Raw genomic sequence first — 26953 nt, forward strand, 5'->3', positions numbered from 1 at the left:
GGAACGGCCGGGGTCGCGCCCGACTGTACTGGAGTACATGAGCATTCCGAGCCCCGTTTCAACGCAGTATGGGCGAGTGCAGATACATTTCGGACAGACCCTAAGGGGTAAAGAAAGGGTGTGAACGTGTAGGCAAAAGCCTCAGCAGACGCGACAGACGGTGTAAAGTTGCCTTTGGTCGTGCTAGCTTAATGTCACTTGTTTTTTGCGTGGGTAAAACGCCTGTCAGAACATAGAGTTGGCGCCACGTGTTAAAGGCCTTTGAAGCCTTTGTTTTCAAGCATATTTTTTATAGAGGCACGGGATTACATGGAAATCGGTCTGCGCGAGTGGCTGATCGTCATCGGCATCATTGTCATCGCCGGTATTCTTTTCGACGGCTGGCGCCGCATGCGCGGCGGCAAGGGCAAGTTGAAGTTCCGTCTGGACCGTAGCTACGCCAACGCCCCGGACGACGACAGCGGCGGCGCCGAGGTGCTCGGCCCTTCGCGTGTGCTGGAAACCCATAAAGAGCCCGAGCTGGATGAGAGCGACCTGCCATCGGTCAGCGCTCCAGTGCGTGAGCGCGAACGCGAGCGTGAAGCCAAACCGGCCAAGGCCAAGCGCGGCAAGCGCAACAACAGCGAGCCGCAACAGGGCGACCTGAAGCTGGCCGCCGAGCCGCGTGAACCGGACCTGTTCGACGCTGGCGACGATGACTTCGCCGCCGACAACGCCCGCAATAGCGGTTTCACTGCCGCGTCCACGCCGGCCAAGGAGCTGCCGCCGGCCGAAGAAGTGCTGGTGATCAGCGTCATCTCCCGCGACGAAGGCGGCTTCAAGGGGCCGGCGCTGTTGCAGAACATCCTGGAAAGCGGCCTGCGCTTCGGCGAGATGGACATCTTCCATCGCCACGAGAGCATGGCCGGCCACGGCGAAGTGCTGTTCTCCATGGCCAATGCGGTCAAGCCCGGCGTGTTCGACCTGGACGACATCGACCATTTTAGCACCCGTGCGGTGAGCTTCTTCCTTGGCCTGCCAGGCCCGCGCCACCCCAAGCAGGCCTTCGACGTAATGGTCGCCGCCGCCCGCAAGCTGGCCCACGAGCTCAATGGCGAACTCAAGGACGACCAGCGCAGCGTGTTGACCGCCCAGACCATCGAGCACTACCGCCAGCGTATCGTCGAGTTCGAGCGCCGCGCCCTGACGCAGAAACGCTGACCGACCCGAGCGGGCGGACCCTGCCTCGGTCCGCGCCGCGATGATTGAAACGAAAGAGCAGCCAGGGGCTGCTCTTTTGCTTTGCAAGAGAAGACCAGGAATGAACGCCGAATCCCGAATCCATGAACTGCGCGCCGAACTCGACCAGCACAACTACCGCTACTACGTGCTCGACGAACCCAGCGTGCCTGATGCCGAGTACGACCGCCTGTTCAATGAACTCAAGGCGCTGGAAGCCGAACATCCGCACCTGGTGACTCCGGATTCGCCGACCCAGCGCGTCGGTGGTGCGGCACTGGCGGCCTTCAGCCAGGTACGTCACGAGATACCGATGCTCAGCCTGGGCAACGCCTTCGAGGAAGACGACCTGCGCGACTTCGGCCGCCGCGTGGTCGAAGGCCTGGACCTGCCGGGCGGCGATCAGGCGGCCGTGGACTACAGCTGCGAGCCCAAGCTCGACGGCCTGGCGGTGAGCCTGCTGTACCGCGACGGCCAGCTGGTGCAGGGCGCCACCCGCGGCGACGGCACTACCGGTGAGGACATCAGCGCCAACGTGCGTACCGTGCGCAACATCCCGCTCAAGCTGCAGGGCGAGGGCTGGCCGGCGGTGCTGGAAGTGCGCGGCGAGGTGTACATGAGCAAGGCCGGTTTCGACCGGCTCAATGCGGCCCAGGCCGAGGCCGGCGGCAAGACCTTCGCCAACCCGCGCAACGCCGCCGCCGGCAGCCTGCGCCAGCTGGACTCGAAGATCACCGCCAGCCGCCCGCTGGAGTTCTGCTGCTATGGCGTCGGCCAGGTGTCCGAGCCGTTTGGCGACAGCCATATCGGTATCCTGGAGAAACTCAAGACCTGGGGGCTGCCGATCAGTCGCGAGCTCAGGCACGCCGCTGGTATCGACGAGTGCCTGGCCTATTACCGGGACATCGGCGCGCGCCGCAACAGCCTGCCCTACGAAATCGATGGGGTGGTATTCAAGGTCAATGCCCTGGCCTCCCAGCGTGAGCTGGGTTTCCGTGCCCGTGAGCCGCGCTGGGCGATCGCCCACAAGTTCCCGGCCATGGAAGAGCTCACCGAGGTGCTCGATGTCGAGTTCCAGGTCGGGCGTACCGGCGCGGTGACTCCGGTCGCCCGCCTCAAGCCGGTGAAGGTGGCCGGCGTGACGGTGTCCAACGCCACCCTGCACAACATGGACGAGATCGCCCGGTTGGGCCTGCGTATCGGCGACACGGTGATCATCCGCCGTGCCGGTGACGTGATCCCGCAGGTCATGCAGGTGGTGCTCGAGCGCCGCCCCGAAGGCGCGCGTGCGGTGCAGGTGCCGAGCCAATGCCCGGTGTGCGGCTCGCAGGTCGAGCGCACTCAGCTGGTCAAGCGCAGCAAGGGCAAGGAAACCACCAGCGAAGGCGCGGTGTACCGCTGTGTGGGGCGCCTGAGCTGCGCCGCTCAGCTCAAGCAGGCGATCATCCATTATGTGTCGCGTCGCGCCATGGACATTGATGGGTTGGGCGAAAAGAGCGTCGAGCAACTGGTCGATGAAAACCTGATCCGCTCGCCGGCCGACCTCTACAAGCTGGAATTCGAGCAAGTGGTCGCCCTTGAAGGCTTTGCCGAGGTCTCCAGCCGCAAGCTGCTCGAAGCCATCGAGGCCAGCAAGCGCCCGAGCCTGGCGCGTTTCATCTACGCCCTGGGCATCCCCGATGTCGGCGAGGAGACCGCCAAGGTCCTGGCCCGCTCCCTGGGCAGCCTGGCGCGGGTGCAGGTGGCGCTGCCGCAGGTGTTGACCTACCTGCCGGACATTGGCCTGGAAGTTGCCTACGAGATCCATAACTTCTTCGAGGACGAGCACAACCGTGCGGTGATCAAGCAGCTGCTGGACAGCGGTATGCAACTGCAGGATGAAGGGGAGCTGGGCGCCGAGTTCGCCGCCAGCACCACCCTCGCCGGGATGCTCGCCAAGCTCGATATCCCGTCGGTCGGCCCGACCGGCGCCGAGAAGCTGGTAGACAAGCTGGGCACCCTGGACAAGATCATCGCCGCCGATGGCATCGACTTGCGCCAGGCCCTGAATACCAAGGCCGCCGACGGGGTGCGCGAGTTCTTCAAGGTCGAGGCCAACCAGCAGTTGGCCCGCGCCATCGAAGCCCAGTTGCTGGACTTCGGCATGCACTGGTCGTGCGAGAAGAAGTCCGCCGAGGGTTTGCCGCTGGCCGGCCAGACCTGGGTGCTGACCGGTACTCTGGAGCGCATGAGCCGCGATATTGCCAAGGAAAAGCTGGAAAGCCTGGGGGCCAAGGTGGCGGGCTCCGTGTCCGGCAAGACCCATTGCGTGGTGGCCGGGCCCGGCGCCGGCTCCAAGCTGGCCAAGGCCGGTGAGCTGGGCGTGTCGGTGATGGACGAGGAGGCGTTCGTGGGCTTCCTTGCGGAGCGCGGAATCGACGTCTGAGGCCGGTGGCCTTGTCGCGGGGCAAGCCCGCTCCCACGGGTGATCGCACGTGGGGGGCGGGTTCGCCTCGCGATAGATTTGCCACAAGTCCTTGAGAAATGATGGTTTTTTCTCGATCAAAGGTTGTAACTTCTCGCTGGCGTTGTACAATGGCGCGGCTCGTCAGCTGGCGAGCCGTCGTGGTGGCCCCATCGGTCCCCCCGCATTGATTACCCGTTAACCTGGTCAGGCCCGGAAGGGAGCAGCCATAGCGGGAACATCGAGTGCCGGGGTGTGGCTGGTGGGGCCGCCTCCATTTTGGGCGCAGGGTTTTTCCGGCGTACCTGTCAGGCGTCGCACATCAGACGCGTTTCTTTACACCCTCGCACTGTTTTCCGCCTGCACGATCCCGCGCAGCGCCTTATCATGCATCCCATCGTGTTGGCCCATTCGGCCAGGAGATAGCGACCGTGGAACATGTCGACGACCTCACCCGCCAGAAGATTCGCGAGTGGCAGCTGCGCCGCCTGGAAATAAAGGACCAGATGGCCGCCAGTCCCGAGCGTGTGCTGGAGTTGTCCCAGGTGCTCGACCAGATGGAAGAAGAGCACGAGCGCATCCTCGAGGAAGCGGCTGCGCCAGTGGCGGGGAAGGCTGGCACGGCGGCCTTGGAGCTGCAGGTGTCGGCGCGCTCGGTGCGTGACTTGCGCAAGCTGCTGGAGCTGGCCCTGCATGAGCTCGATGGCGTGCTCGACGCACCGCAGGCGGGTGTCAGCTATCCCGGCGACATGGCCGGGTCGTTGGGGGCCTACCGCTTCGAACTGGTGGTGGGGCAGGCCGCTGAATCCGACAAACCTTGAGTGATCCCCGGACCCGTATCGACATGCAGCCCGAGCACTTGGACTTTTCCCATCCGGTATACCTGCCGGTCACCGCAGAGGTGTGCCAGGCCTTGCTGGCCGACGGCACGCTGGCGCTCGATACCCTGGGCGAGCCGGAGTTGGCGGCAGTGCTGGTGATCCAGAACCTGGCCCAGGCACAGGGGCAGGTCGATGCGCGGGCGGCGGAAAAGGTGCTGGGCAAGCTGTTGGCGTGGGCGGTAGATGGCGCGCACTCGCCTGGCGTGGGGTTGTTGTCTGAGGCCCGTAGGCTGTTCGATGCGCGCAAGCTCTATTTCGGCCTTGAGGTGATCAAGGGTTCGAAGCTGCGTCTGCTCGACGCGGAGCAGGTCCAGGCGCGGGAATACCTGCTGGCCGATGGCAAGTGGGATTTCGACTACCGCGTTCGGCTGCATCACAGCGACAACCCGTTCAGCCAGCGGGTGACCACCGGCTTCGATACCGAACGCTGGCTGACCGTCGAGCAGGACAAGCTGCTCAAGGTTATCCAGGCCAACCTCGACGAAGACATCCACGTGCAGGGCTATGCCGGGATCGGCAAGAGCTACCTGCTCGGCGCGCTCATGGACTGCCTGCCCCGTGGTCGGGTGCTGGCCCTGGCGCGCACGCCGGCCAAGCTCGGCGCCTTGCGTCGGCGCATGGGGCTGGATGAGCAGGCCAAGGTCGGCATGACCTTCGGTCAGTTCGCCCGGGCCCTGCTCAAGGATACCCGGTCAGTTTCCGCCCGGACGGCGCAGCGCGGTCCCGGCAAGCGCAGGCTGGCCGAGGAACTGGGGATCGTCGGCTTGCGCCAGTACGACGCCGAGCATGCCCTGGACATCTGCCTGGAAGTGCTGCGCAACTACTGCGATTCTCGGGATTACAGCCTGTCGAATCGTCATCTGCCGTATTTTCGCCAAGCACTCTCCGGCGTCGATGCCCAGGTCCTGCTGGAGTACGCCAGCCGGCTATGGCGCTACCTGGAGGCGCAACCGGCCTGGGGCGCGCAGACCGGGTTCGAGGCATTGCTGCTGCTCAAGCGAGCGAGCCTGGCTGGTTGCAGCGTGCCAGGGCGCTTCAGCCACGTGATCATCGACGAGAGCCAGGACGTGCCGGCCTCGCTGCTGCAGGTTATCGAGCGAGGCCGCCAGGTGCTGATCACCCTGGGCGATGAATATCAGAAGGCCTCCGGCGAGGTGGTCAGGCGCGAGCGTCAGGTGCGCCAGAAGGACATGGCCTTTGCCGTGCGTAGCGGGCCCAAGGTGGAGCGCCTGATCAACCCGTTGATCGGCGTGCATTCGAAGAAGTCCAAGGTTGCCTTCGAGGCTGCGCGCCATGTCGATGTCGGCATCGAGCACTTCCCCGAAGGGTTCGTCCCGCCCGAGGGCTGCGTGGTGCTGACCGCCTCGCGCTGGGACACGATGCGCTGGGCCATGGAGTTGGCCGAGTCCAACTGCTTGTTGAATTTCCCCGATTGGCCGCAGATGCGCCGCTTCATGGCCACGGCGATCGGCCTGTTCAGGGCCGCGTTCTATGCGCCGGGGCAGGATGCCGAAGGGCCGCATCCGTACTTCGCGCACCTGCTCGACTGGCAGCAGGTGCGTGAGTCCGAGCGTTTCGATGCCGCGTTCCTCTGGGTCGAGGCGCGCCTTGAGGCGGGTTTCAAGCTTGCGGACCTGACGCTGCTGGACGCGCGCATCGCTGCGCGGCCCGACAGCCTGACGCTGCTGATGGCCGAGGAGGCCGGCGGCCTGGAGTTCGATCAGGTGCTGCTGACACCGGAACTGATGACCACCGACCGCTTCAAGGACGCCTACGCCTTCGATGCGCGGATCTGCGCCGTGTACATCGCCCTGTCGCGGGCGCGTCGGCAGCTGTACCTGCCGTATGACGTGGAGGAGTGGATCAACTACCACAAGGGCCAGCCGTTCCGCGAGTTGCACGGCTACTGAGGCCTCCACGCCTGCCCTGATTAGCCGACACCTGCATCAGCCGCTGAAAGGTCGGGCATTGCAGATGGCTCTCTTCGGGGCACTGCGCCGCATGGCGCAACCCCTTGCTCATCGCCTGCAGCCGTTTGATCCGGCGGTCGATCTCGTCGGCCTTGGCCAGCAGCAACTCGCGATCGACCCGTTGCTCGTCAAGCATGGTGGCTACTTCGTCCAGCGAAAAGCCAGCCGCCTGTCCCAGCGCGATCAGTGCCAGGCGCTCGGGGGTGTCTGGCGGGAACTGGCGGCGCTGCCCATGGCTGGCCAGTGATCTGAGCAACCCCTTGTTCGCGTAGTAACGCAATGTCGACGCCGGCACTCCGGTGCGCCTGGCGACATCGGCAATGTCCATTGCAACCCCTCTTGACTTGAAGTTGGCTTCAACTTGCATGCTGCTTGGCATCGACCTTTCCGTCAATCTGCCAAGGGCTCTCGTCATGACCATCTCCTCGCTTGTGCTTTCCATCCTGTTCATCGGCATCGGCGCCACCCTGGTCATGGACCTGTGGACCTTGCTGCTCAGGCGCCTGGGTGTCACCACCCTGAACTACGCGATGGTCGGGCGCTGGGCGGGGCACCTGCTCGAAGGGCGCTGGCGGCATGCGGCGATCGGCAAGGCTGCGCCGGTCAGGGGGGAGCTGGCGTGGGGCTGGCTGCTCCACTACGCCACAGGGTTGGTATTCGCGACGCTGCTGGCGGCTATTGCAGGGGAGGGCTGGTTGCGGGGGCCGACACTGTGGCCAGCCTTGCTGTTCGGGGTGGTCTCGGTGCTCGTGCCGTTGTGCGTGGTGCAGCCTGCATTGGGGGCAGGGTATTTCGCGACGAACACACCCGCGCCCTTGAAGAGCTGCCTGCGCAGCCTGGCGACGCACTGCGTGTTCGGTTTGGGCCTCTACCTGGCGGCACTGGGTGTCGCGGCTGCGGGTACTTGAGGGCTGTCGTCACCTGCGAACGGATGGGGCTCGCTATAACGCTCGACGATCCGCTGCATTTCCCCGGACTGCTTGATCCGCACCAGCGCCCTGAGCACCGCCTGGGTCGGTAGTGCGGGGTCGTTGCGCACCATGCAGCCCAGCGCCTGTTCTTCAAGCACGGCGAGGGGCTGCAGGTGTTGAGCCGGGGGCAGGGAGCGGTTGTACCACTGCAGCGACAGCTGGTTGCTCACGGCATGGCGCAAGCGCCCGACCTGGAGTTTCTGCAGGACCAGCAACTGATTGCGGCTATCTTCGCGCTGCAGGCGGGCCTGGCTGAACAGCGGCTCGAGCGTGGGGTAGGTGTAGCCGAGTACGGTGCCGATGGCCTGGGGTGGCAGTGCGTCCGGGCTGACGGGGCCGCTGTCGCCGGGGCGGCCGACCAGCAGGTCGCGCTGCTCGATGAGCGGGATGCTCCAGAGATAGTCACCGGGTCGATCGGTCAGCCATTGCGTGGAAACGTAGCAGCGTACGTCGATTTCGCCGGCCTGCATCGCCTCCTGCAGGCGCAGGCGCGCCAGCACATGGTACTGGGGGCGGGCATCGACCTCTCTGGCGATGGCCTGCATCAGCTCCAGCAGGATGCCTTCCGCTGGCTGCTGGTCCTCGATGCGCATCAGCGGCATGCTCCAGCTTTCGGCGATGGAGAAGCGCAACACCGGCGGTTGCGCCAGGCCGTGGGTGGCCCACAACAATACCCACAACAACAGGATGGCCAGGACTCGCCGCACGCCTCATCCTCCCTGATCCGTCGTCCGTGTGCCCGTCACTGAGCTTAGACGAGATCGGCAGGGTGCAATTTCGGCCCCGCTCCGCTAGCATTAGCGCTCTTTCCGCCCGCTCCGGTCACGATGGTTTTTTGATGAGTTATCAGGTTCTTGCACGTAAATGGCGTCCGCGCTCGTTCCGCGAAATGGTCGGCCAGACCCATGTGCTCAAGGCTTTGATCAACGCCCTGGACAACCAGCGCCTGCACCATGCCTACCTGTTCACCGGGACCCGGGGCGTGGGCAAGACCACCATTGCGCGGATCATCGCCAAGTGCCTGAACTGCGAGACCGGCATCACCTCGACGCCGTGCGGTACCTGCTCGGTATGCCGGGAGATCGACGAGGGCCGTTTCGTCGACCTGATCGAGATCGACGCCGCCAGCCGCACCAAGGTCGAGGACACCCGCGAGCTGCTCGACAACGTGCAGTACGCGCCGAGCCGCGGGCGCTTCAAGGTCTACCTGATCGACGAAGTGCACATGCTCTCCACCCACTCGTTCAACGCCCTGCTGAAGACGCTGGAAGAGCCGCCGCCCTACGTCAAGTTCATCCTCGCCACCACCGACCCGCAGAAACTGCCAGCGACCATCCTGTCGCGCTGCCTGCAGTTCTCGTTGAAGAACATGAGCCCGGAGCGCGTGGTCGAGCACCTGACCCACGTGCTGGGCGCCGAGAACGTGCCGTTCGAGGAGGATGCCCTGTGGTTGCTCGGCCGCGCCGCCGACGGCTCCATGCGCGACGCCATGAGCCTGACCGACCAGGCCATCGCCTTTGGCGAGGGGCGGGTGTTGGCCGCCGACGTGCGGGCGATGCTCGGTACCCTCGACCACGGCCAGGTGTATGGCGTGCTCCAGGCCCTGCTCGAAGGCGATGCCCGGGCGCTGCTGGCCGCGGTGCGTGACCTGGCCGAACAAGGCCCGGACTGGAACGGCGTGCTGTCGGAAATGCTCAATGTGCTGCACCGCGTGGCCATCGCCCAGGCCCTGCCGGAGGCGGTGGACAACGGCCAGGGCGACCGTGACCGCGTGCTGGCGTTGGCCCAGGCCCTGCCGGCCGAAGACGTGCAGTTCTACTACCAGATGGGGTTGATCGGCCGCCGTGACCTGCCATTGGCGCCGGACCCGCGCGGCGGTTTCGAGATGGTCCTGCTGCGCATGCTGGCATTCCGCCCGGCCGATACCGACGACGCACCGAGGCCGGTACTAAAGCCGACGGGGATCAGCCAGGCCACAGCTGATCCGACCCAACCGGTGGCGGCAGCGGCTATGGCCGTGGCGCCGCCCGTTGTCGCCAGCCCTGTGGCTGAAGTGGTCGCGCCGCTGCCTGTGGCTGAGGCATCCATACAGGCCGAGCCCCCAGTTGTGGACGTGCCGGCCGTTGCCGAGGTTGTCGAGGCGCCGCAAGCGCCATCGGAGCCAGAGCCGCAGCCCGTCGAGGAGGTCGTCGACCTGCCGTGGGAGGAGCCAATCGCCACTCCGGCGCCGGTTGCGCCCGAGCAGTTGCCCGAGCCGGCACCCGCGGTCGAGGCCGCCAGCCAGCAGCCGGACGATGACGAGCCGCCGTTCGATCCGTCGGCCTACAGCCCGGCGGGCATGGAGCGCGACGACGAGCCGCCGGCGGACGAGGACTACTACGCGCCCGACAGCGACCCGGTTGGCTTCAGCTACCTGGACGAGCTGGCCGAGCACGTGCAGGAAGAGGCGCCTGCCCAGGCGCCGGAGCCACTGCCGGCGGCCATGCCCGCGACCGGCCTGGCCCTGCAATGGCTGGAATTATTCCCACAGTTGCCTGTCTCCGGTATGACAGGCAACATCGCCGCAAACTGTACGCTGATCGCCGCCGAGGGTGATGACTGGCTGTTGCACCTGGACCCGGGGCAGGGCGCGCTGTTCAACTCGACGCAGCAGCGCAGGCTGAACGACGCACTGAACCAGCAACTGGGCCGCGAGATCCGCCTGAAGATCGAGCTGATCCGCCCCGAGCAGGAAACCCCGGCCCAGGCCGCCTCGCGCAAGCGCGCCGAGCGCCAGCATGACGCCGTGGTGTCGATCGAACAGGACCCGCTCATCCAGCAGATGATCCGGCAGTTCGGCGCGACGGTCAGGCAGGATACTATTGAGCCTGTAGACGCCCTGGCCAGCCAGGGCCAATGAACGGATAACCATGCGGCCGGCCCTGTGCCGGGCCGCATCACATGACCCAATCGAGGTATACCCCCATGATGAAAGGTGGCATGGCCGGCCTGATGAAGCAGGCCCAGCAGATGCAGGAAAAGATGCAGAAGATGCAGGAAGAGCTGGCCAATGCGGAAGTCACCGGCCAGTCCGGTGGCGGCCTGGTCAGTGTGGTGATGACCGGTCGCCACGACGTCAAGCGCGTCAGCATCGACCAGAGCCTGATGTCGACCGACGCTGACGACAAGGAAGTGCTCGAGGACCTGATCGCCGCCGCGCTGAACGACGCCGTGCGCAAGATCGAGCAGAGCAGCCAGGAAAAGATGGGTGGCATGACCGCTGGCATGCAGCTGCCGCCTGGTTTCAAGATGCCGTTCTGAGTCGTTGTTCAGGCAACGCCATGTGCCCCGTCTGATAGGCGTTGGGCCCTCGAAGACCCGATGCTCGCATCGGGTTTTTGTTGCCTCTCGAAAAAGACATCGAAGCGCGAAAAACAGCAATGGTTCGTAATTGATTTTGCCCGCGGTGATCGCATAGTATGCCGCACCCCTCAAATGGCAATGTGCCATTTCTCGAAACTGTCCAGTTGTATGCCGAGTCGTTCGGTGCCAACTATCCAAAGACGCAGGTTTGCGGGTAAGCAGGATGCTGGGTGTGCTCAAAAGGATGTGTTCATGTTTCGCGCTCAACAGGTCGTCGTTCTAGCCTGGCTGTTCTCCTCGTGTACCCTGGCCGCGTCTGGCTCGGACCGCGCCGAATTGATGGCTGTCTATCGGCAAGCTGTCGAGCACAACACTGAAATCGCCGCTGCCCGTGCCGATTTTGCCGCCCGCCAGGAGGCCTTGCCCCAGGCTCGGGCCAATCTGCTGCCCGCCATCAGTGTCGGCTCGACTGTCGAATCAACCCGCCTGACTCGCGACGAACCCGAGCTGACCCGGGCGCGTAGCGGCACGACGGTTCAGGCCAACCTCAAGCAACCGCTTTTTAACGCCGCTTTCTGGTTTGAGCTCAAAGCGGCCAAGACTAGCATTGCGCAAGCGGCATTGGAGTTGTCGGCGAAGGAGTAGGAACTGATCTTGAAGACCGCCGAGGTCTATTTCGAGACGCTGCGCGCCACCGATGAGCACGCCACCTCGCGTGCCGAAGAGTGCGCGCTCAAGCAGCAGCGCGACCAGGCGCAGGCTCGGCTCAAGGGCGGTTTGTCGAGCATTACCGATGTGTTGGACGCACAATCGGCCTACGACAATGCGATGGCCAATCGCAAACTGGCGCAACGACAGGTGGACGATGCCTTTGAGCAGTTGATTCGTCTGACGAACAAATCTTACGCGAGCATTGAAGGCATGCGCCACCAGATGCCCATCCATGCCCCGGTTCCCGATGACACCCAAGCCTGGGTCGATGCGGCGTTGGAGCAGAATCTGACGCTGCTGGCCAACAACTATGCCGTGCGGGCCGCAGAGGAAAATCTTAGCCAGCGGCGCGCCGGCCACGCCCCGACCGTCGATGCGGTGGTGTCCTATCGACGTGGCGACAATGACAGTTTTGGCTATAACAACCCAAGCGATTTCGGGCTCGACGGCTATCGCGGCAATGTCGCCCAGAGCAGCATCGCCCTGGAAATGAACCTTCCGCTATTCAACGGTGGGCGCACCAGCTCACAGTCGCGCGAGGCTTATCAACGCCTGATGCAGAGTGAAGAGCAGCGAGAGGGTCAACGCCGGGAAGTGGTCCTCGATGCGCGCAACTTCTTTCGTGCAGTCAATTCGGACATCGAGCAGATCCACGCGCGCAGGCAGACGATACAGTCGAGCCAGGAATCGTTGAAGGCCTCGAAAGTCGGGGCCGATATCGGTACGCGTAACACCGTCGATGTGCTCAATGCCCAACGCCAGTTGTTCAAGGCCGTGCGCGACTACAACAACGCCCGGTACGATTTCATCCTCAATAACCTGAGATTGAAACAGGCGGCCGGCATGCTGGCCGCCCATGATCTGCAGTCGCTCGCCGACTATCTGAAAGCTGACTACGAGCCACAACGCGACTTTCTACCGCCGGAGCTGATGTCTGCCTCCGTTGCGGGATTATCCCGACATTAGCCAGAACCTCGCCGCCATGCCTGACCTTGTTCAGGTATGAGAGGGCGTGTGCCCACCCGTGTTCGGGGGCACGCCGTCGGCAATATCCTCCTGTGTATTCGACGATTCACCAGCATGGAAGCACTTATGCAAGGACCCAGGGCCGACGCGGCCCAACCCAAAGGCGCACTCGACACAGGTTTGGCCTGCCTTGCCATGTTGGCGCGCTTTCACAATCTCGCGGTTTCACCCGAACAACTGGCCCATGAGTATCTCGCTCAGGGTCAGGCCTTCGGCAGGGCCGAGATCCTGCTGGCGGCCCGTCAGCTCGACCTGAAAGCCAAGGCGATCCGCACCACCTTCGAGCGGCTGGCGCGAACGCCATTGCCCGCCATTGCCTGCGACAGCGACGGGGGCTTTTTCATCATTGCTCGTATCGATCAGGGCAAGGTGCTGATCCACGATCCCCTGTCCCAGCGCCCGGAACTGCTCGATGCCGAGCAACTGCATGCACGCTGGGGTGGCGAAATGATTCTGCTGCGCTCCCAGGCATCGTTGGCGACCGAGTTGTCCCGATTTGATTTCACCTGGTTCATTCCTGCCATCGTGAAGTACCGCAAGCTGCTTGGCGAAGTCTTGCTGGTATCGTTCGTGCTGCAGATCTTCGCGTTGCTGACGCCGTTGTTCTTCCAGGTGGTCATGGACAAGGTGCTGGTGCACCACGGTTTGACCACGCTGGATGTGATCGCCACCGGCCTGCTGGGCATCATGCTCTTCGAAACCATCCTGAGTGGTTTGCGCAGCTATGTCTTTGCCCACACGGCCAGCCGTATCGACGTCGAGTTGGGTTCCAGGTTGTTTCGGCACCTGGTGACGCTGCCGCTGTCGTACTTCCAGGCCCGGCGCGTTGGTGACTCGGTCGCCAGGGTACGTGAGCTGGAGAATATCCGGAGTTTCCTGACCGGCAATGCCATCACGCTGTTGCTGGATGTGCTGTTCTCGGTGGTGTTCATCGCCGTGATGTTCTTCTACAGCGGCTGGTTGACACTGGTGGTGCTGTTGTCGCTGCCGCTTTACTTCGTTGTCTCGCTGGTGATCACCCCGATGCTGCGCGCGCGGCTGAACGAGAGCTTTGCCCGCGGTGCGGAGAACCAGGCGTTTCTGGTGGAGACGGTCAATGGCATCGACACGCTCAAGTCGATGGCGGTCGAGCCACAGGTGACGCGCAAGTGGGACAACCAGCTGGCAGCGTATGTCAGTGCCGGGTTCAAGACCCAGACCCTGTCCACCATCGCCAATGAAAGTGTTTCCCTGATTGGCAAGCTGGTGACCGTGGCAACACTCTGGCTCGGTGCGCGCCTGGTGATCGATGGGCAGCTTTCCGTCGGCCAGCTGATTGCGTTCAACATGCTCGCGGGGCGGGTGAGCCAGCCGATCATGCGCCTGGCTCAGTTGTGGACCAATTTCCAGCAGACGGGCGTTTCGGTCGAGCGCCTGGGCGATATTCTCAACACCCAGACCGAGCTGTCGCAGGCGACCCGCAGCGCGTTGCCCACACTCAAGGGGCACATCGAGTTCGACCAGGTGCATTTCCGCTACCGGCCCGACGGCTCCGAGGTATTGCGTGGCGTCAGCCTGGACATCAAGGCCGGTGAGGTGATTGGTGTAGTTGGGCGCTCAGGGTCGGGCAAAAGCACACTGACCCGGTTGTTGCAGCGCCTCTATGTACCTGAGCGAGGTCGAGTGCTGGTCGACGGCATGGACTTGGCACTGGCCGATGTCTCGTCGTTGCGCCGACAGATCGGCGTGGTGCTGCAGGACAACATGCTGTTCAACCGCAGCATCCGCGAGAACATTGCCCTCAGCGATCCCGGCGCGCCGCTGGAGGCGGTGATGCATGCCGCCAGGATGGCCGGTGCGCATGACTTCATCCTGGAGCTGGCGGAAGGTTACGACACCATCGTCGGTGAACATGGTGCCTCGTTGTCCGGTGGTCAACGCCAGCGCGTGGCGATTGCCCGGGCGCTCATCGGCAACCCGCGGATCCTGATCTTCGACGAGGCGACCAGTGCGCTGGACTATGAGTCCGAGCGCATCGTCCAGCAGAACATGCAGACCATCTGCAAGGGCCGCACGGTCATCATCATTGCGCACCGGTTGTCGGCGGTGCGCGATGCCCACCGGATCGTGGTGATGGATCGTGGGCAGATCGTCGAGCAGGGCACTCATGCGCAACTGCTGGAACACCAGGCGGGGTACTACTCGCGCCTGCACCGTTTGCAACAAGGATAGTGGCCATGCGTGAACCTTCCGCCAAACGTGAACTTTGGCAGCGCTACCGGCGTGCCTGGAGCCAGGCCTGGCGCCGACGCAAACAGTTGGACGCACCGCCGCGCCTGGCGCACGAGGTGCAGTTCCTGCCGGCCGCGCTGGCCTTGCAGGAGCAGCCCGCGCACCCGGCTCCACGCTACATCCAGTGGGTCATCATGCTGTTTGCCGCACTGGCGCTGGCTTGGGCATGCTTGGGCGAGATCGAAGTCGTGGCGACGGCCCGTGGCAAGGTGGTGGCCAGTGGCAAGAGCAAGATCATCCAACCGAGCGAAGTGGCGGTGGTCAAGGCGATTCGGGTCTTCGATGGCCAGGTGGTGAGGGCGGGTGACGTGCTGGTGGAGCTCGACACGAGCGCTTCCGGCGCCGACGTCAAGCGCTTGCAAAGCGAGTTGCTGGCTGCGCAGGTCGATCGTGCGCGAGCCAGCGCCTTGCTCGAGTCGATCCAGGGCAACCAGGCGCCAGGCTCTCTGGCGCGTTACCTGCCGGAGGCCGGGGCCGAGCAGGTGCAAGCGGCACAACGCTGGTTGCAGGGGCAGTACCTGGAAATGCGCAATGCGTTGGACCAGGTGAGCGCGGAGATCGAGCAGCGTTCGGCGGAAATCCAGTCAGCCAAGGCCATTGTCGCCTCCTTGCAGCAGACGCTGCCGATTACTCGCCGCCTGGCCGAGGACTATCGCGCCTTGCTTGAGCAGCAGTATGTGCCGCGTCACGCCTACCTGGAAAAACAGCAGGCGTTGTTCGACCAGGAGCGCGACCTGGCCGTGCAGCAAGCGCGGGTGATCGAATTCACGGCCAGCCGCAAGGAGGCCGAGCGCCGCCGCGAGGGCACCCTGGCGCAGACCCGTCGCAGCATGCTTGACCTGCAGCAGCAAGCAGAACAGCAAGTTGCCTCGTTGACCCAGGAGCTGAAAAAAGCCGAGCAGCGTGACCATCTGATGAGTCTCACCGCGCCTGTGGACGGCACCGTGCAGCAACTGGCGATCCACACCGTCGGTGGCGTGGTGACGGCCGCGCAACCGTTGCTGGTCATCGTGCCCAGCGACCAGCCAGTGGAGGTCGAGGCAATGCTGGAGAACAAGGACGTGGGGTTTGTCCGAGAGGGGCAGCAGGCCAGCGTGAAAGTGGAAACCTTCACGTTCACCAAATACGGCACAGTGGCGGGCGAAGTCGTCAGTGTCTCCAACGACGCCATCGAGGATGAAAAGCGCGGGCTGATCTACAGCAGCCGCGTGCGCTTGTTGCAGGATTTCATCTGGGTGCGCGACCAGAAGGTGGCGCTTTCGCCAGGCATGTCGGTCACGGTCGAGATCAAGACCGACCGACGCAAGGTCATCGATTACTTCCTCAGCCCCTTGCAGCAGTATGCGAATGAAAGCCTGCGCGAGCGCTGAGGCCACGACCTGCTGATTGGTGTAATGGTCGTTTTGGGGAGTCTTGGATGTTGGAACTGAAGGCGTTGCTGGGGGCCGTGATCGGCCCTGCTTATCTCTGTGTGTTGCTGGCGAGCCTGGGGCTGTTGACGTTCAGGCCCGCGCACGCGGCGTCCTGGTTCATCTGGGGCTGTAGTCTGCCGCTGAGCGTTTTCTCCTATCTGGTCTGGATACAGGGCAGTGGCGGCGATCACTGGACGCTGCCGATGCTGGTCATCCAGCTTCTGGCGCTGGCGCAATTGGGTTGGTTGGGCGGCGTGTGTGCCTTGTTGGGGCGCATGGGCCGCTGGCGCGCCTTGAACAGGGCTGGCCTGGTCGTTTCCATGGTCTCCGTTGTGGGACATGGCGTTTTTCTGGGGGGGATCTTGATGTTTGGGTATGGCTCTTCATGACCCGGTCCTTCGCAAAGGTTGGTCAAGTTATCTAGTCAGAAGGAATTGAGCGATGGCGTTTAAAGAATCCACATTCGAGTACATAAAGAGCCAGGCTGAACGGGCCAAGGCGATTGCCAACGAGCTTGGCGCGGCGGATGTCACCGCTCAGGGCATACTCGGGGCGATTGGTGAAGAGTATGAGTCGCTAGGTACCGTCGACAAGATCCAGACGGCGCGGGTGTCCGCCTTCAGTCATGAAGAGATCAAAAGCAACTACGACAGCGTGGTGAAGGATAAGCAGATCCTGAGTGATGTGGTCTCGGCCGGATCGATCAAGAAAGGACTGATCAAATGGGACAACCCGGTACTCAATGATGTCGGGCCAGGCAATATCAAGATCCTGACCGCGATCGACCTGCTGGCAAAGTACAATACCGCCAACCCCGAGCAGGATCCGTTGGGCCTGAAAGGTTACAACGGGGACTACAAGTCGCTGGTCAGTGACCTCTCTGATGAAAAAAACAGTGCCAGCCTGAAGTTCGCCGCATTGATGTTGCAGGAAGGTCGCGCCTTCTATGCGGAGCGAGCGGGTGCCGCCTGGGCCTCTTATGATCAGGACACCCAGGATGCGGTACTGATCACGTACTACAACAATGGCAGGGAGTGGGCTACTGCCAGGGCGGACAAGTTTGCCTCCGACAACCCCGGTGGCCAGTACGCGCCCAAGCCTGGTGGCGGTGTAAGCGGCGGCGAGGTCTACCTTGAGAATGCCGCGCAGATCAAGAAATACGTGGGCGTTCCTTCTATCCCCATTGCGTCGGTCAGTGACAATTACTTCAAGCTCGATATCAACAATGCGGGCAGCGTGACCGAGAAGGGCGCCACCGATCACGAGCGCAATGCCGCCCAGGTGGCCGATGGTCTGGTGCGCAGCGGTGGTGGCTGGACGATTACCTACGACCCCAACAAGCTCAATATCAACCAGATGCAAGGAAACTGGGTCAACAACACCTTTACCGCCGCCGCGACTCAGATCCTTGCCGACGGTTATCGCCCAGGCAACATCAACACCGCCAGTGATGTATTCGACTTCAGTCTGCGTGGCTCCAGCCAGGGGCTGTCCTATGGCAGTACCTTGGGTGCATTGCTGAACTCAGGCGATGCCCGCGCACGTCTGACCCTGCCTACCGACCCGTTGGTCCTGGACCTGAATGGCGATGGCGTGCGCTTGACCGATTACCTGACGGCCCCGGTGTTCTTCGACGCTGACAACGATGGCGGCAGTCTCGAGGAAACCGGCTGGGTCAGTGCCGAGGATGGCATTGTCGTGGTCGACACCAATGCCAATGGCAAAATCGACAACATCAGCGAGACCCTTTCCGAATACTTTGGCGGGGCGGCCGGCAGCAATGGCGATGCCGGCCAGAAGCGTTTCGCCAACGGTTTCGCCGCGTTGGCCAGTCTCGACAGCAATGCCGATGGGGTGTTCGACAGCCAGGATGCGGCCTGGTCGAGCGTCAAGGTCTGGGTCGATGGCAATCACGATGGCAAGAGCTGGCTGGACCTCAACGGCAATGGCAGCATCGAGACGGGTGAAACCAGCGAGCTCAAGTCGCTGACCGAACTGGGCATCACCCGGATCAACCTGGGTAACCAGGCACAGAGCGGCGAAGTGCGTGACGGCAACGAAGTCCTGGCGCGCGGCACCTTTGTGCAGAACGGCGCGACCAAGGAAGCCATCGCTGCAAACTTCGTGGCCAACCCGAACGGACACGTGTTCAGCGCCAGTGGCAACGGCACGATCGTTTCCACCCAGGGGGCCGGGCAGGTGGCGCCGGTCAAGGGCTACGTTTCCGCTTCGACCACGGGAGAGCGCATCGATGTGGCGCTCAAAGGGGTCAATAATGCCACCGGTGGTTCAGGCAACGATGTGCTGTTGGGTGATGCCCAGAGCAACTGGCTGGCCGGTGGCCAAGGCAGTGACAGCTTCAATGGTGGGGCCGGTGACGATGTCCTGCTGATCGACGGTGACGACCTGCCCGGCATCACGGTGGTGACGGCAACGACATTCACGGTGGTGACGGCACCGACATCGTGCAGGTGCTCGGTGACAAGGGCGTGCGCCTGAACCTGGCCGAGGCCGGCGTGGAGATCGCCCAGGGCGGACGCGGTGATGACGTGTTCATCGGTGGGGGTAGCAGCACGGTCTACCTGCGTGGTGGCGATGGCGACGACGTGCTGGTCGGCGGTTCGGCCAACGATGCCCTCTCTGGCGAGGATGGCGATGACTTCATCAACGGCAATGCTGGCAATGACGTGCTGCGTGGCCACCGTGGGCGTGATCAGTTGTTCGGTGGCGAAGGCAACGATTTGATCGAAGGTGGCCTCGATGACGACAGCCTCAACGGCGGCGCCGGGGACGACGTACTGATCGGTGGTGCTGGCGACGATGTGATCGACGGTGGCGATGGCCTGGACGTCGTGGAACTGTCGGGTGATTTTGCCGACTACCGTCTGACTCGTACCGCCGAAGGTGTCTGGATCAGCGACACGGTGGCGGGCCGCGATGGCACAGACTTCTTGAAGAACGTCGAGAGCGCCAACTTCCGCAACCTCAAGCAGGTGGAGATTCCGAGCGCCACCAGCGCTGGCAGCGAGAACCCTCTGCTGGTCAAGGATGTCCTGGGCAAGGATCGGGCGGGTGTCGCCTTCGAGCGCACCAGCGCGCACCTGATCGGCAAGGAGCAGTTGCTGCAGAACGATATCGATTGGCAGCACGACGCCCTGCACATCACCGGCCTGTTCGAGGTAGTGGGGGGTAGCGCCAGCCTGACCCAGGCGGGGGACGTGCTGTTCACCCCGGATGCGACCTTCACGGGCGTGATGGGTTTCAAGTACACCGTGGCCGACGCCAAGGGCCATGCGGCGACCACGGTCGTCAACATGGGGACAGGTGAGAGCGCAACGATGCGCGCTGCCGTCTACCTGCGCACCGCTGACCTGCCGGCCGATCCGCTGGTGACCGACCAGTGGTACCTGTCCCAGGCCAATATCCTGCCAGTCTGGAAGGATTACACCGGCAAAGGTGTACGGATCGCCCAGGTCGAAATCCAGAGCCCGTTCGGCACCACGCGGGAAATCCTCGATTACCGCCATGCCGACCTCAAGGATAACCTCGACCCGCAGTGGCTGGCCAACGCGACCCCGGGGCAGATGGCCGGTGAGGGCAGTGGTGGCAAGTTCAGCGACCATGCGACGCTCGTCGCCGGTGTCATGGTCGCCTCGCGCAACGGTGAAGGCAGTGTCGGCGTGGCCTACGACGCCAGCATCGCCGGCTACTGGGTCGACAAGCATGACTTCACCAACCTGTCGCATATGCGCGAGTACGATGTGGTGAACCACAGCTGGGGCAGCAGCAACCACTTCGACCTGAAGTTCACGCCGACCGAACTGGGATTGATGCCCACGCCGTTCAAGCAGGCTATTGGCCAAGGGCGTGATGGCCTGGGCACGGTGATCGTCACGGCCGGCGGCAACGATCGTGAGAAAGGCGGCAACACCAACTACTCGAACCTCACCAACAGCCGCAGCAGCGTCATCGTGGGCGCGATCAACGCGACCACCGACCTGGGGGCCTTGCAGCTGGGCGGTAAGCCGTTCTCCAGCCCAGGGGCCAGTATCCTGGTCAGTGCACCGGGTTCAAATGTGACGTCGACCTCGCGCCTGGTTCAGAACGACAACGGCTCGACTTTTGGTAGTGACACCAGCGTCTCCCAGGGCACCAGCTTCGCGGCACCGATCGTCTCGGGCATCGTCGCGTTGATGTTGGAAGCCAACCCCACGCTGGGCTATCGCGACGTTCAGCAGATCCTTGCGATCTCCGCCCGCAAGGTGAATGACAGCGCCACCACCTGGCAGACCAATGGTGGCCAGAACTGGAACGGCGGCGGTATGCACGTTAGCCATGACTACGGCTACGGTGAAGTCGACGCCCGCGCGGCGGTGCGCCTGGCAGAAACCTGGAACAGCCAGCAAATCCTGACCAACGAACTCAGCCTGGCCACACCGTTGGATTCGGGCGTGCTCAATCGGCCAATCAGCGACGGGCAAGGTGCTGGGATCAGCCATTCGCTCAGCATGGGCAATGTCGACTTGCTGGCCGAGCATGTCGAGGTCAAGGTGAGCCTGACCCATGCCCGGCCCGGTGACTTGATCCTCAAGCTGATCTCGCCCTCGGGCACTGAGTCGATCCTGATGAATCGCCCTGGCAAGGCGCCTGGCAGTGATGCCAGTGATCGTGGCAATGCCAGCTTCGACGGCGCGCAGAGCCTGGACTATGTCTTTAGCACCGCGTTGCTGCGGGGCGAAGCGGTGCAGGGCAACTGGACGCTGCACGTGATCGACAGCGTGACGGGCGATATCGGCACGCTGAACAACTGGAGCCTGAATGTCTTTGGCAGGGGCGCCAGTGCCGACGACCAGTACGTGTACACCAACGAGTTCGCGCAACTCGCCGGGACGGGCGCACGCAATGTGCTCAACGACACCGATGGCGGCCAGGACACGATCAATGTGGCGGCCATTACCAGTGCCAGCAGCATCGACCTGGCCAAGGGCGAAGCTACTTTGGCCGGTGCGCGCCTGACCATTGCCAACCCAGGCCAGATCGAGCACCTGATCGGTGGGGAGTTCGCTGATACGCTGACCGGCAACGCGGCCAACAACACCCTCGTGGGTGGACGCGGCAATGATGTGCTGGCCGGCGGGGCCGGCATCGACACGCTGATCGGTGGGCAGGGCAACGATACCCTGAGCGGTGGTGCCGATACCGATTACTTCATCATCGACAAGGCTGCCGGGGACACCGACACCCTGACCGATTTCGTGATCGGTACCGACCGGATCGTGCTCTCCGGCTTTACCGCCGACACCTATGCGACGATGGCCATTTCCCAGCAAGGTGCCGATGCGCGTCTGGACCTCGGCGATGGGCAGGTGCTGGTGCTCCGGAATGTACAGGCCGCAGACCTGACATTGAGCAGTTTCATTCACACGCCGCAGGCCCTGCGTGTGAATCAGCTAACGCAAGCGTCGGGCTACGGTTTCGGCCTGGATGGCACGGCCACCGAGCGCAACCTGCCGAACACCAGTGGTGGTTTCCGGTACTGGACCAACGATGCGGGCGAGCGGGTGTTTGGTGGCACGGGGAGCGATACGATCCAGGGTGGCCTGGGGAACGATGTGCTGGTCGGTGAGACCTCCACCGACTCAGCCGTCGGTGGCAATGACCTGATCAACGGCGGCGAAGGCAACGATGTCGTGCGTGGGGGGGCAGGCGACGATGTGCTGTACGGTGGCGCGGGGCTGGATTACCTGGGGGGCGATGCCGGCGACGATACCTTGTACCTGGAGGGTGACCAGGCGATCAGCGACCATGCCACCACCACGTTGCTGTCTGCGAACATCAACCTCAGTGGTGCGGCGACCCACACCGGCGCCTCGGTGGCCGGCGGTGCCGGCAACGATCGCTTCGTGCTGGTCGAAGACCTGCGCGCCAGCGCCTCGCAAGGTGTCATGGCCAACCTGATCGACGACTTCGAGGTGGGCAACCCCAAGGAAACGATCGACCTGTCGCAGATTCATGCGGTACGCGGCTTTGCCGACCTCAATTTCAGCACCGTCACCGTCGATGGCCAGCAGTACCTGCGGGTTTGGCTCGGGACCATGGCCAGTGGTACCCAATACCTGACGCTCAAGGGTGTGACTGCGGGCCAACTGTCCGCCAGCCACTTCACCTTTGGTCAGGGCGGCGCGCAACCCAAGGTGCTGTTGACTGGAACGGCGGGTAACGACCTGCTGGTGGGGGATGCCGGGGGCAATACCCTGGACGGTGGCGTCGGTGCCGATGTGATGGAGGGGCGGCTGGGTGATGACACCTATATCGTCGACCACCCTGGCGATGTCGTTAAGGAAGTGGTCGGTGGTGGCTACGATGTGGTCAAGTCCAGCGTTAGCCATGTCCTCGCCGATGAAGTGGAAGTCCTGCAGTTGCAAGGTTCGGCGGCCATCAACGGAACGGGCAACGGCTTGGCCAACCGGCTGGTTGGCAACGCGGGCAACAATATGCTCGATGGCGCCGGGGGCGCGGATGTGATGGTGGGCGGCCTGGGCGACGACATCTATGTGGTCGATGACGGCGCCGACCGCATCGTCGAGTCGGCCGACGAGGGCACGGACACCGTCCGCAGCTCGGTCTCCTTCACCCTGGCCACTCATCTCGAGAACCTCGAGCTGACCGGCGATGCTGACATCAACGGTACCGGCAACGCGGTCGACAACATCCTGCGTGGCAACCGTGGGGACAACCGGCTGGATGGCGCCCAGGGCGCTGACCAGATGCATGGCGGCGGGGGCAACGACAGTTACTTCGTCGATCATCTGGGTGACCAGGCGATCGAGGCGCCCGACAGTGGCTTCGACCGAGTCTTCGCCAGTGTGGACTTCTCTCTCGGGGCAAACGTCGAGCGCCTGGAACTGGTCGGGCCGGCCTTGAATGCAACGGGCAACAGCGCGGACAACGAACTGATCGGCAATACGCTGGACAACCGCTTGTACGGTGGCGCGGGCAACGACTTCCTGCAAGGTGGCAGCGGCAACGACCGCTATGTATTTGGTGCGGGGCACGGCCAGGACGTCATCAGCGAGGCGCTTGGTGTCGCAGGCGGTACCGACAGCATCGTCTTCGAGGCGGGTATCGAGGAGCGCGACGTGGCGGTCGAACACTCGGCCCAGGGCATGGTCCTGCGCCTGAACGACGGTCAGCAGATCGTCTCGGGTTGGACCGCCGCTGGCGGTCATGCTATCGAGCGCATCGAATTCGCCAACGGCAAGGTCTGGAACACCGCGACCCTGGCCACGCTGGCCAACCGCGTGCCCACGGTAGCTTCCGCGATCACCGACCAGAACGTGGCCGAGGACAGTCGATTTGTCCTGACCCTGGGCATGAACACGTTCAACGACGCCGATGCCGGAGATACCCTGACGCTGCGCGCTACCTTGACCGATGGCAAGCCGTTGCCGGGCTGGCTCAGCTTCGATGCGCCAACCCGTACCTTCAGCGGGACGCCGGGCAATGCCCAGGTCGGCCGCCTGGACATCCTGGTCACGGCGACCGACAAGGCGGGTGCCGCGGTGTCCGATGCTTTCAGCCTGAACATCGCCAACGTCAATGACGCGCCGCAGTTGGCCAATGCCATCGTCGACCTGAACCTCAAGAGTGGCCAGGCACTGCAATACGCGCTGCCGGCCAACACCTTCAGCGACGTCGACGCAGGTGACCGGCTGAGCTATCGGGCAACTCTCGCCAGCGGGGCGGCCCTGCCGGGCTGGCTGGTGTTCGATGCAGCCAGCCGTACCTTCAGTGGCACGCCGGTCGAGGGCGGCACGCTATCGATCAAGGTCACGGCGGTGGACCAGTCGGCGGCCGAGGCCAGTGATGTATTCGACATCGTCGTGAGCCCTGCCACGACCGTGATCAATGGCACGGCGGGTGCCGACAACCTGCGTGGGGATGCCCAGGCCAGCACGCTCAATGGGTTGGCCGGCGACGATTACCTCTACGGTCGCGCCGGGGACGATGTGCTCAACGGCGGTGATGGCAATGACTCGCTTTACGGGGAAATCGGCAACGACATCCTCGATGGCGGGGCAGGCAATGATCGGCTGTCGGGGGACACGGGCAACGACACCTACCGCTTCTACCGTGGCATGGGGCAGGACACGATCGTCGACTTCGATCCGACCGTGGGCAATGTCGACACCCTTCAGGTTGCCGCCGACATCACGCCGGCCGATGTACTGGTGAGCCGAGATGGCGGTTATCTCACCCTGGCGATCAAGGGCACGTCCGACAAAGTGACGATCACCTTCTTCAACGATGTCAACTACAGCTTCGAGCGTGTGCTGTTCGCCGACGGCACGACCTGGGACCTGGAGGCGCTGAAGAACATGACGCGCGGCACGCCCAGCCAAGGGGCCGATATGCTGTACGGGGATAGCGGCGCCGATGTGCTCGACGGGCTGGCGGGTAACGATCGGATCTATGGCGGTGCCGGCGATGACCGGCTCATCGGTGGGGCCGGTAACGACAACCTGTACGGTGAGGCGGGCAATGACACCCTCGAGGGTGGCGACGGCAACGACTCGCTCAACGGAGATGCTGGCAATGACATCCTGGATGGCGGGGCCGGTGATGACAGCCTCAGTGGTGGTCAGGGCGATGATGTCTACCTGTTCTACCGAGGGATGGGGCAGGACAGCATCAGCGAGTTCGACATGAGCGTCGGCAACAACGACACGATCAGGGTTGCCGCGGGGATCAGCGCGGCGGATATCACCCTGACCCGCGATCTCTGGGACTTGCAGCTGGGCATCAAAGGCACCACGGACCGGATGACCATCCGCAGCTACACCGACGCCAATTACCAGGTGGAGCGTGTGGCCTTCGCCGACGGTAGCGTCTGGACAGTCGACGACCTGCGGCGTCTGTCGCGGGTGGCGCCGAGCGAAGCCGCCGACACCGTCTATGGCGACGACAGCAACGAGCGGATCGATGGCCTGGCGGGCGACGACAAGCTCTATGGCTTGTCCGGTGACGACGTGCTCATCGGTGGGGCTGGCAACGACCAGCTCGATGGTGGCAACGGCAACGATACTCTCGACGGAGGCATCGGCAATGACACGCTGTCGGGTGGGGCAGGTAACGATACCTATCTGTTCCAGCGCGGTGGTGGGCAGGACACGATCTCCGACCGCGACTGGACCACAGGCAATGTCGATGTGATCAAGTTCGGCCCAGGCATTGTCGCGGCCGACGTCAAGGCATCGCGCCAAGGCGACAATCTGGAACTGGCAATCAGCGGCTCGACCGACAAGGTGACCGTCAGCAACTGGTTCTTCGCCAAGGATAACCAGGTCGAACAGGTTCAGTTCGCCGATGGCACGTCATGGGATGTGGCTACCGTGCAGGCCCTGGTCAAGGGCATGGCCACCCAGGGCGATGATGTGCTGCAAGGCGCGGAGGCGGTCGACGACACCCTCAACGGCCTGGGGGGGAACGACAAGCTCTACGGGCTCTCGGGCAACGACACCCTCAACGGTGGTGCCGGCAACGACATGCTCTATGGTGGGCCTGGGGCGGACATCCTCGACGGCGGTGCTGGCAATGACAAGCTTCAGGGGGATGCTGGCAATGACACGTACCTGTTCTACCGGGGTGCCGGGCAGGACGAGATCAGCGACTACGACTATCAGGCCGGTAACCTCGATGTGATCGAAGTCGCAGCGGGTATCGCGCCGTCCGACCTCAGCCTGAGCCGGGATCTGTCCAACCTGTACATCGGTATCAAGGGCAGCACCGACACGCTGAAGGTGAACAGCTGGTTCTCCAGCGCCTCGAACCAGGTCGAGCAGATCCGCTTCGCCGATGGCACACGCTGGGACGTCGACACGATCAAGACAATGGCCAGGGGCTCCGCAACCCAGGGTAACGACCAGCTGTTCGGTGACGAGACCCAGGCTGATGTGCTCAGTGGGCTTGACGGTGACGACAAGCTCTACGGGTTCGCCGGCAACGACACGTTGCTGGGCGGCAAGGGCGCCGACGAGCTGTATGGTGACAGTGGCGCCGACACACTTGATGGTGGGGCCGGCAACGATCGCCTCGAAGGGGGAACCGGTGACGACCTCTACAAGTTCGAACGTGGAGGAGGCCGGGACGTCATCAACGACTTCGACAGCGACACCAACATAGATGTGCTGCAGTTTGGCCCGGGAATTTCGGCCGAACAGCTGTGGTTCCGCAAGAATGGCTGGGATCTCGAGGTCAGTGTGATTGGCACAGACGACCAGGTGACGGTCTCCAAATGGTCGTTCTGGGGCGCGGGCAACTGGGAGAAGGCGCAGCATGTCGAACAGTTCCGCACCAGTGATGGCAAGGTCTTGCTCGATGGCCAGGTCGACCAGCTGGTTTCGGCGATGGCAGCGTTCGCGCCGCCCGCGGCAGGGCAGATGACATTGCCGCAGAACTACAAGGAGGCACTCGACTCCGTCATTGCCAGCAACTGGCAGTAAGGGCAGACAGGTACGTGGCCTGAAGGGCACGTACCTGTGCAGGCCGACCGCTTGTACACCCCCAAGGTGTGGAAGCGGTCGGGACGTCTTGATGCATCCCCTCAGCTCATCATCATGCGCCTTGTGAACGCAGGGCCTGTTCACGGGTCAACCGCAACGGTTGGTCATCGTTCGCCTTTGATTTGACGCTGCCCACCTTGCTCGGT

Annotated in this window: 14 protein-coding genes, 1 other RNA gene and 1 pseudogene; 14 read left to right on the plus strand and 2 right to left on the minus strand. The window is 63.4% G+C overall.

Features of this window, described 5'->3' with window-relative positions; translation table 11 throughout:
* Positions 1–309: 309 nt before the first annotated feature.
* The 5 genes from zipA (at position 310) to ACZ9C1_RS00585 (ending at position 6452) form a co-directional block, all read left to right on the plus strand.
* Positions 310–1200: a cell division protein ZipA gene (gene zipA / locus ACZ9C1_RS00565; RefSeq protein WP_476253384.1), complete on the plus strand. Its 891-nt coding sequence runs from the start codon at positions 310–312 to the stop codon at positions 1198–1200.
* Between the two features lie 100 nt (positions 1201–1300).
* Positions 1301–3643 (plus strand): NAD-dependent DNA ligase LigA, encoded by a 2343-nt coding sequence (gene ligA / locus ACZ9C1_RS00570; RefSeq protein WP_476253385.1) that lies wholly within the window; start codon positions 1301–1303, stop codon positions 3641–3643.
* A 189-nt stretch (positions 3644–3832) separates the two neighbouring features.
* An RNA gene (gene ffs / locus ACZ9C1_RS00575) (signal recognition particle sRNA small type) lies at positions 3833–3929 on the plus strand.
* A gap of 163 nt (positions 3930–4092) precedes the next feature.
* Positions 4093–4482 (plus strand): hypothetical protein, encoded by a 390-nt coding sequence (locus ACZ9C1_RS00580; protein ID WP_277503286.1) that lies wholly within the window; start codon positions 4093–4095, stop codon positions 4480–4482.
* A 23-nt stretch (positions 4483–4505) separates the two neighbouring features.
* A complete protein-coding gene (locus tag ACZ9C1_RS00585; protein WP_476254549.1) occupies positions 4506–6452 on the plus strand; it encodes a hypothetical protein in 1947 nt (648 codons plus the stop codon).
* On the opposite strand, the gene ACZ9C1_RS00590 is transcribed toward ACZ9C1_RS00585, so the two are convergent.
* Positions 6406–6840 carry a helix-turn-helix domain-containing protein gene (locus ACZ9C1_RS00590; RefSeq protein ID WP_457378281.1) on the minus strand — a complete coding sequence of 145 codons (435 nt, stop codon included), beginning with the start codon at positions 6838–6840 and terminating at the stop codon, positions 6406–6408. The genes ACZ9C1_RS00585 and ACZ9C1_RS00590 overlap by 47 nt on opposite strands.
* 85 nt (positions 6841–6925) lie before the next feature.
* On the opposite strand from ACZ9C1_RS00590, the gene ACZ9C1_RS00595 reads away from it, so the two are divergent.
* Positions 6926–7420, plus strand: a complete 495-nt coding sequence (locus ACZ9C1_RS00595; protein ID WP_457378280.1) for a DUF2938 domain-containing protein — start codon at positions 6926–6928, stop codon at positions 7418–7420.
* Here the strand turns inward: ACZ9C1_RS00595 and ACZ9C1_RS00600 are convergent.
* Positions 7381–8190 (minus strand): substrate-binding periplasmic protein, encoded by an 810-nt coding sequence (locus ACZ9C1_RS00600; RefSeq protein WP_457378279.1) that lies wholly within the window; start codon positions 8188–8190, stop codon positions 7381–7383. The two genes, ACZ9C1_RS00595 and ACZ9C1_RS00600, sit on opposite strands and share 40 nt — an antisense overlap.
* A gap of 131 nt (positions 8191–8321) precedes the next feature.
* Here ACZ9C1_RS00600 and dnaX point away from each other — a divergent pair, with 131 nt between their 5' ends.
* The 8 genes and pseudogenes from dnaX (at position 8322) to ACZ9C1_RS00640 (ending at position 26747) form a co-directional block, all read left to right on the plus strand.
* The gene (gene dnaX, locus ACZ9C1_RS00605) at positions 8322–10382 is read left to right on the plus strand and encodes a DNA polymerase III subunit gamma/tau (protein ID WP_476253386.1); all 2061 of its coding nucleotides are present in this window, start codon (positions 8322–8324) and stop codon (positions 10380–10382) included.
* A 65-nt stretch (positions 10383–10447) separates the two neighbouring features.
* Positions 10448–10783, plus strand: a complete 336-nt coding sequence (locus ACZ9C1_RS00610; protein ID WP_023632783.1) for a YbaB/EbfC family nucleoid-associated protein — start codon at positions 10448–10450, stop codon at positions 10781–10783.
* A gap of 294 nt (positions 10784–11077) precedes the next feature.
* Positions 11078–12502, plus strand: a pseudogene (locus ACZ9C1_RS00615) (TolC family outer membrane protein).
* A gap of 126 nt (positions 12503–12628) precedes the next feature.
* The gene (locus ACZ9C1_RS00620) at positions 12629–14773 is read left to right on the plus strand and encodes a type I secretion system permease/ATPase (RefSeq protein ID WP_457378277.1); all 2145 of its coding nucleotides are present in this window, start codon (positions 12629–12631) and stop codon (positions 14771–14773) included.
* A 5-nt stretch (positions 14774–14778) separates the two neighbouring features.
* Positions 14779–16203, plus strand: coding sequence for an HlyD family type I secretion periplasmic adaptor subunit (locus tag ACZ9C1_RS00625; protein WP_277503292.1), 1425 nt, complete (start codon positions 14779–14781; stop codon positions 16201–16203).
* Between the two features lie 47 nt (positions 16204–16250).
* Positions 16251–16634 carry a hypothetical protein gene (locus ACZ9C1_RS00630; RefSeq protein WP_277503293.1) on the plus strand — a complete coding sequence of 128 codons (384 nt, stop codon included), beginning with the start codon at positions 16251–16253 and terminating at the stop codon, positions 16632–16634.
* Positions 16635–16686: 52 nt separating this feature from the next.
* Positions 16687–18744 carry a hypothetical protein gene (locus ACZ9C1_RS00635; RefSeq protein ID WP_476253387.1) on the plus strand — a complete coding sequence of 686 codons (2058 nt, stop codon included), beginning with the start codon at positions 16687–16689 and terminating at the stop codon, positions 18742–18744.
* On the plus strand, positions 18711–26747 hold the full coding sequence (locus tag ACZ9C1_RS00640) for a calcium-binding protein (protein ID WP_476253388.1): 8037 nt from the start codon (positions 18711–18713) through the stop codon (positions 26745–26747). Before ACZ9C1_RS00635 ends, ACZ9C1_RS00640 begins: the two co-directional genes overlap by 34 nt.
* The last annotated feature ends 206 nt before the right edge of the window (positions 26748–26953 follow it).

The sequence above is a fragment of the Pseudomonas sp. TE21435 genome, assembly GCF_056279265.1.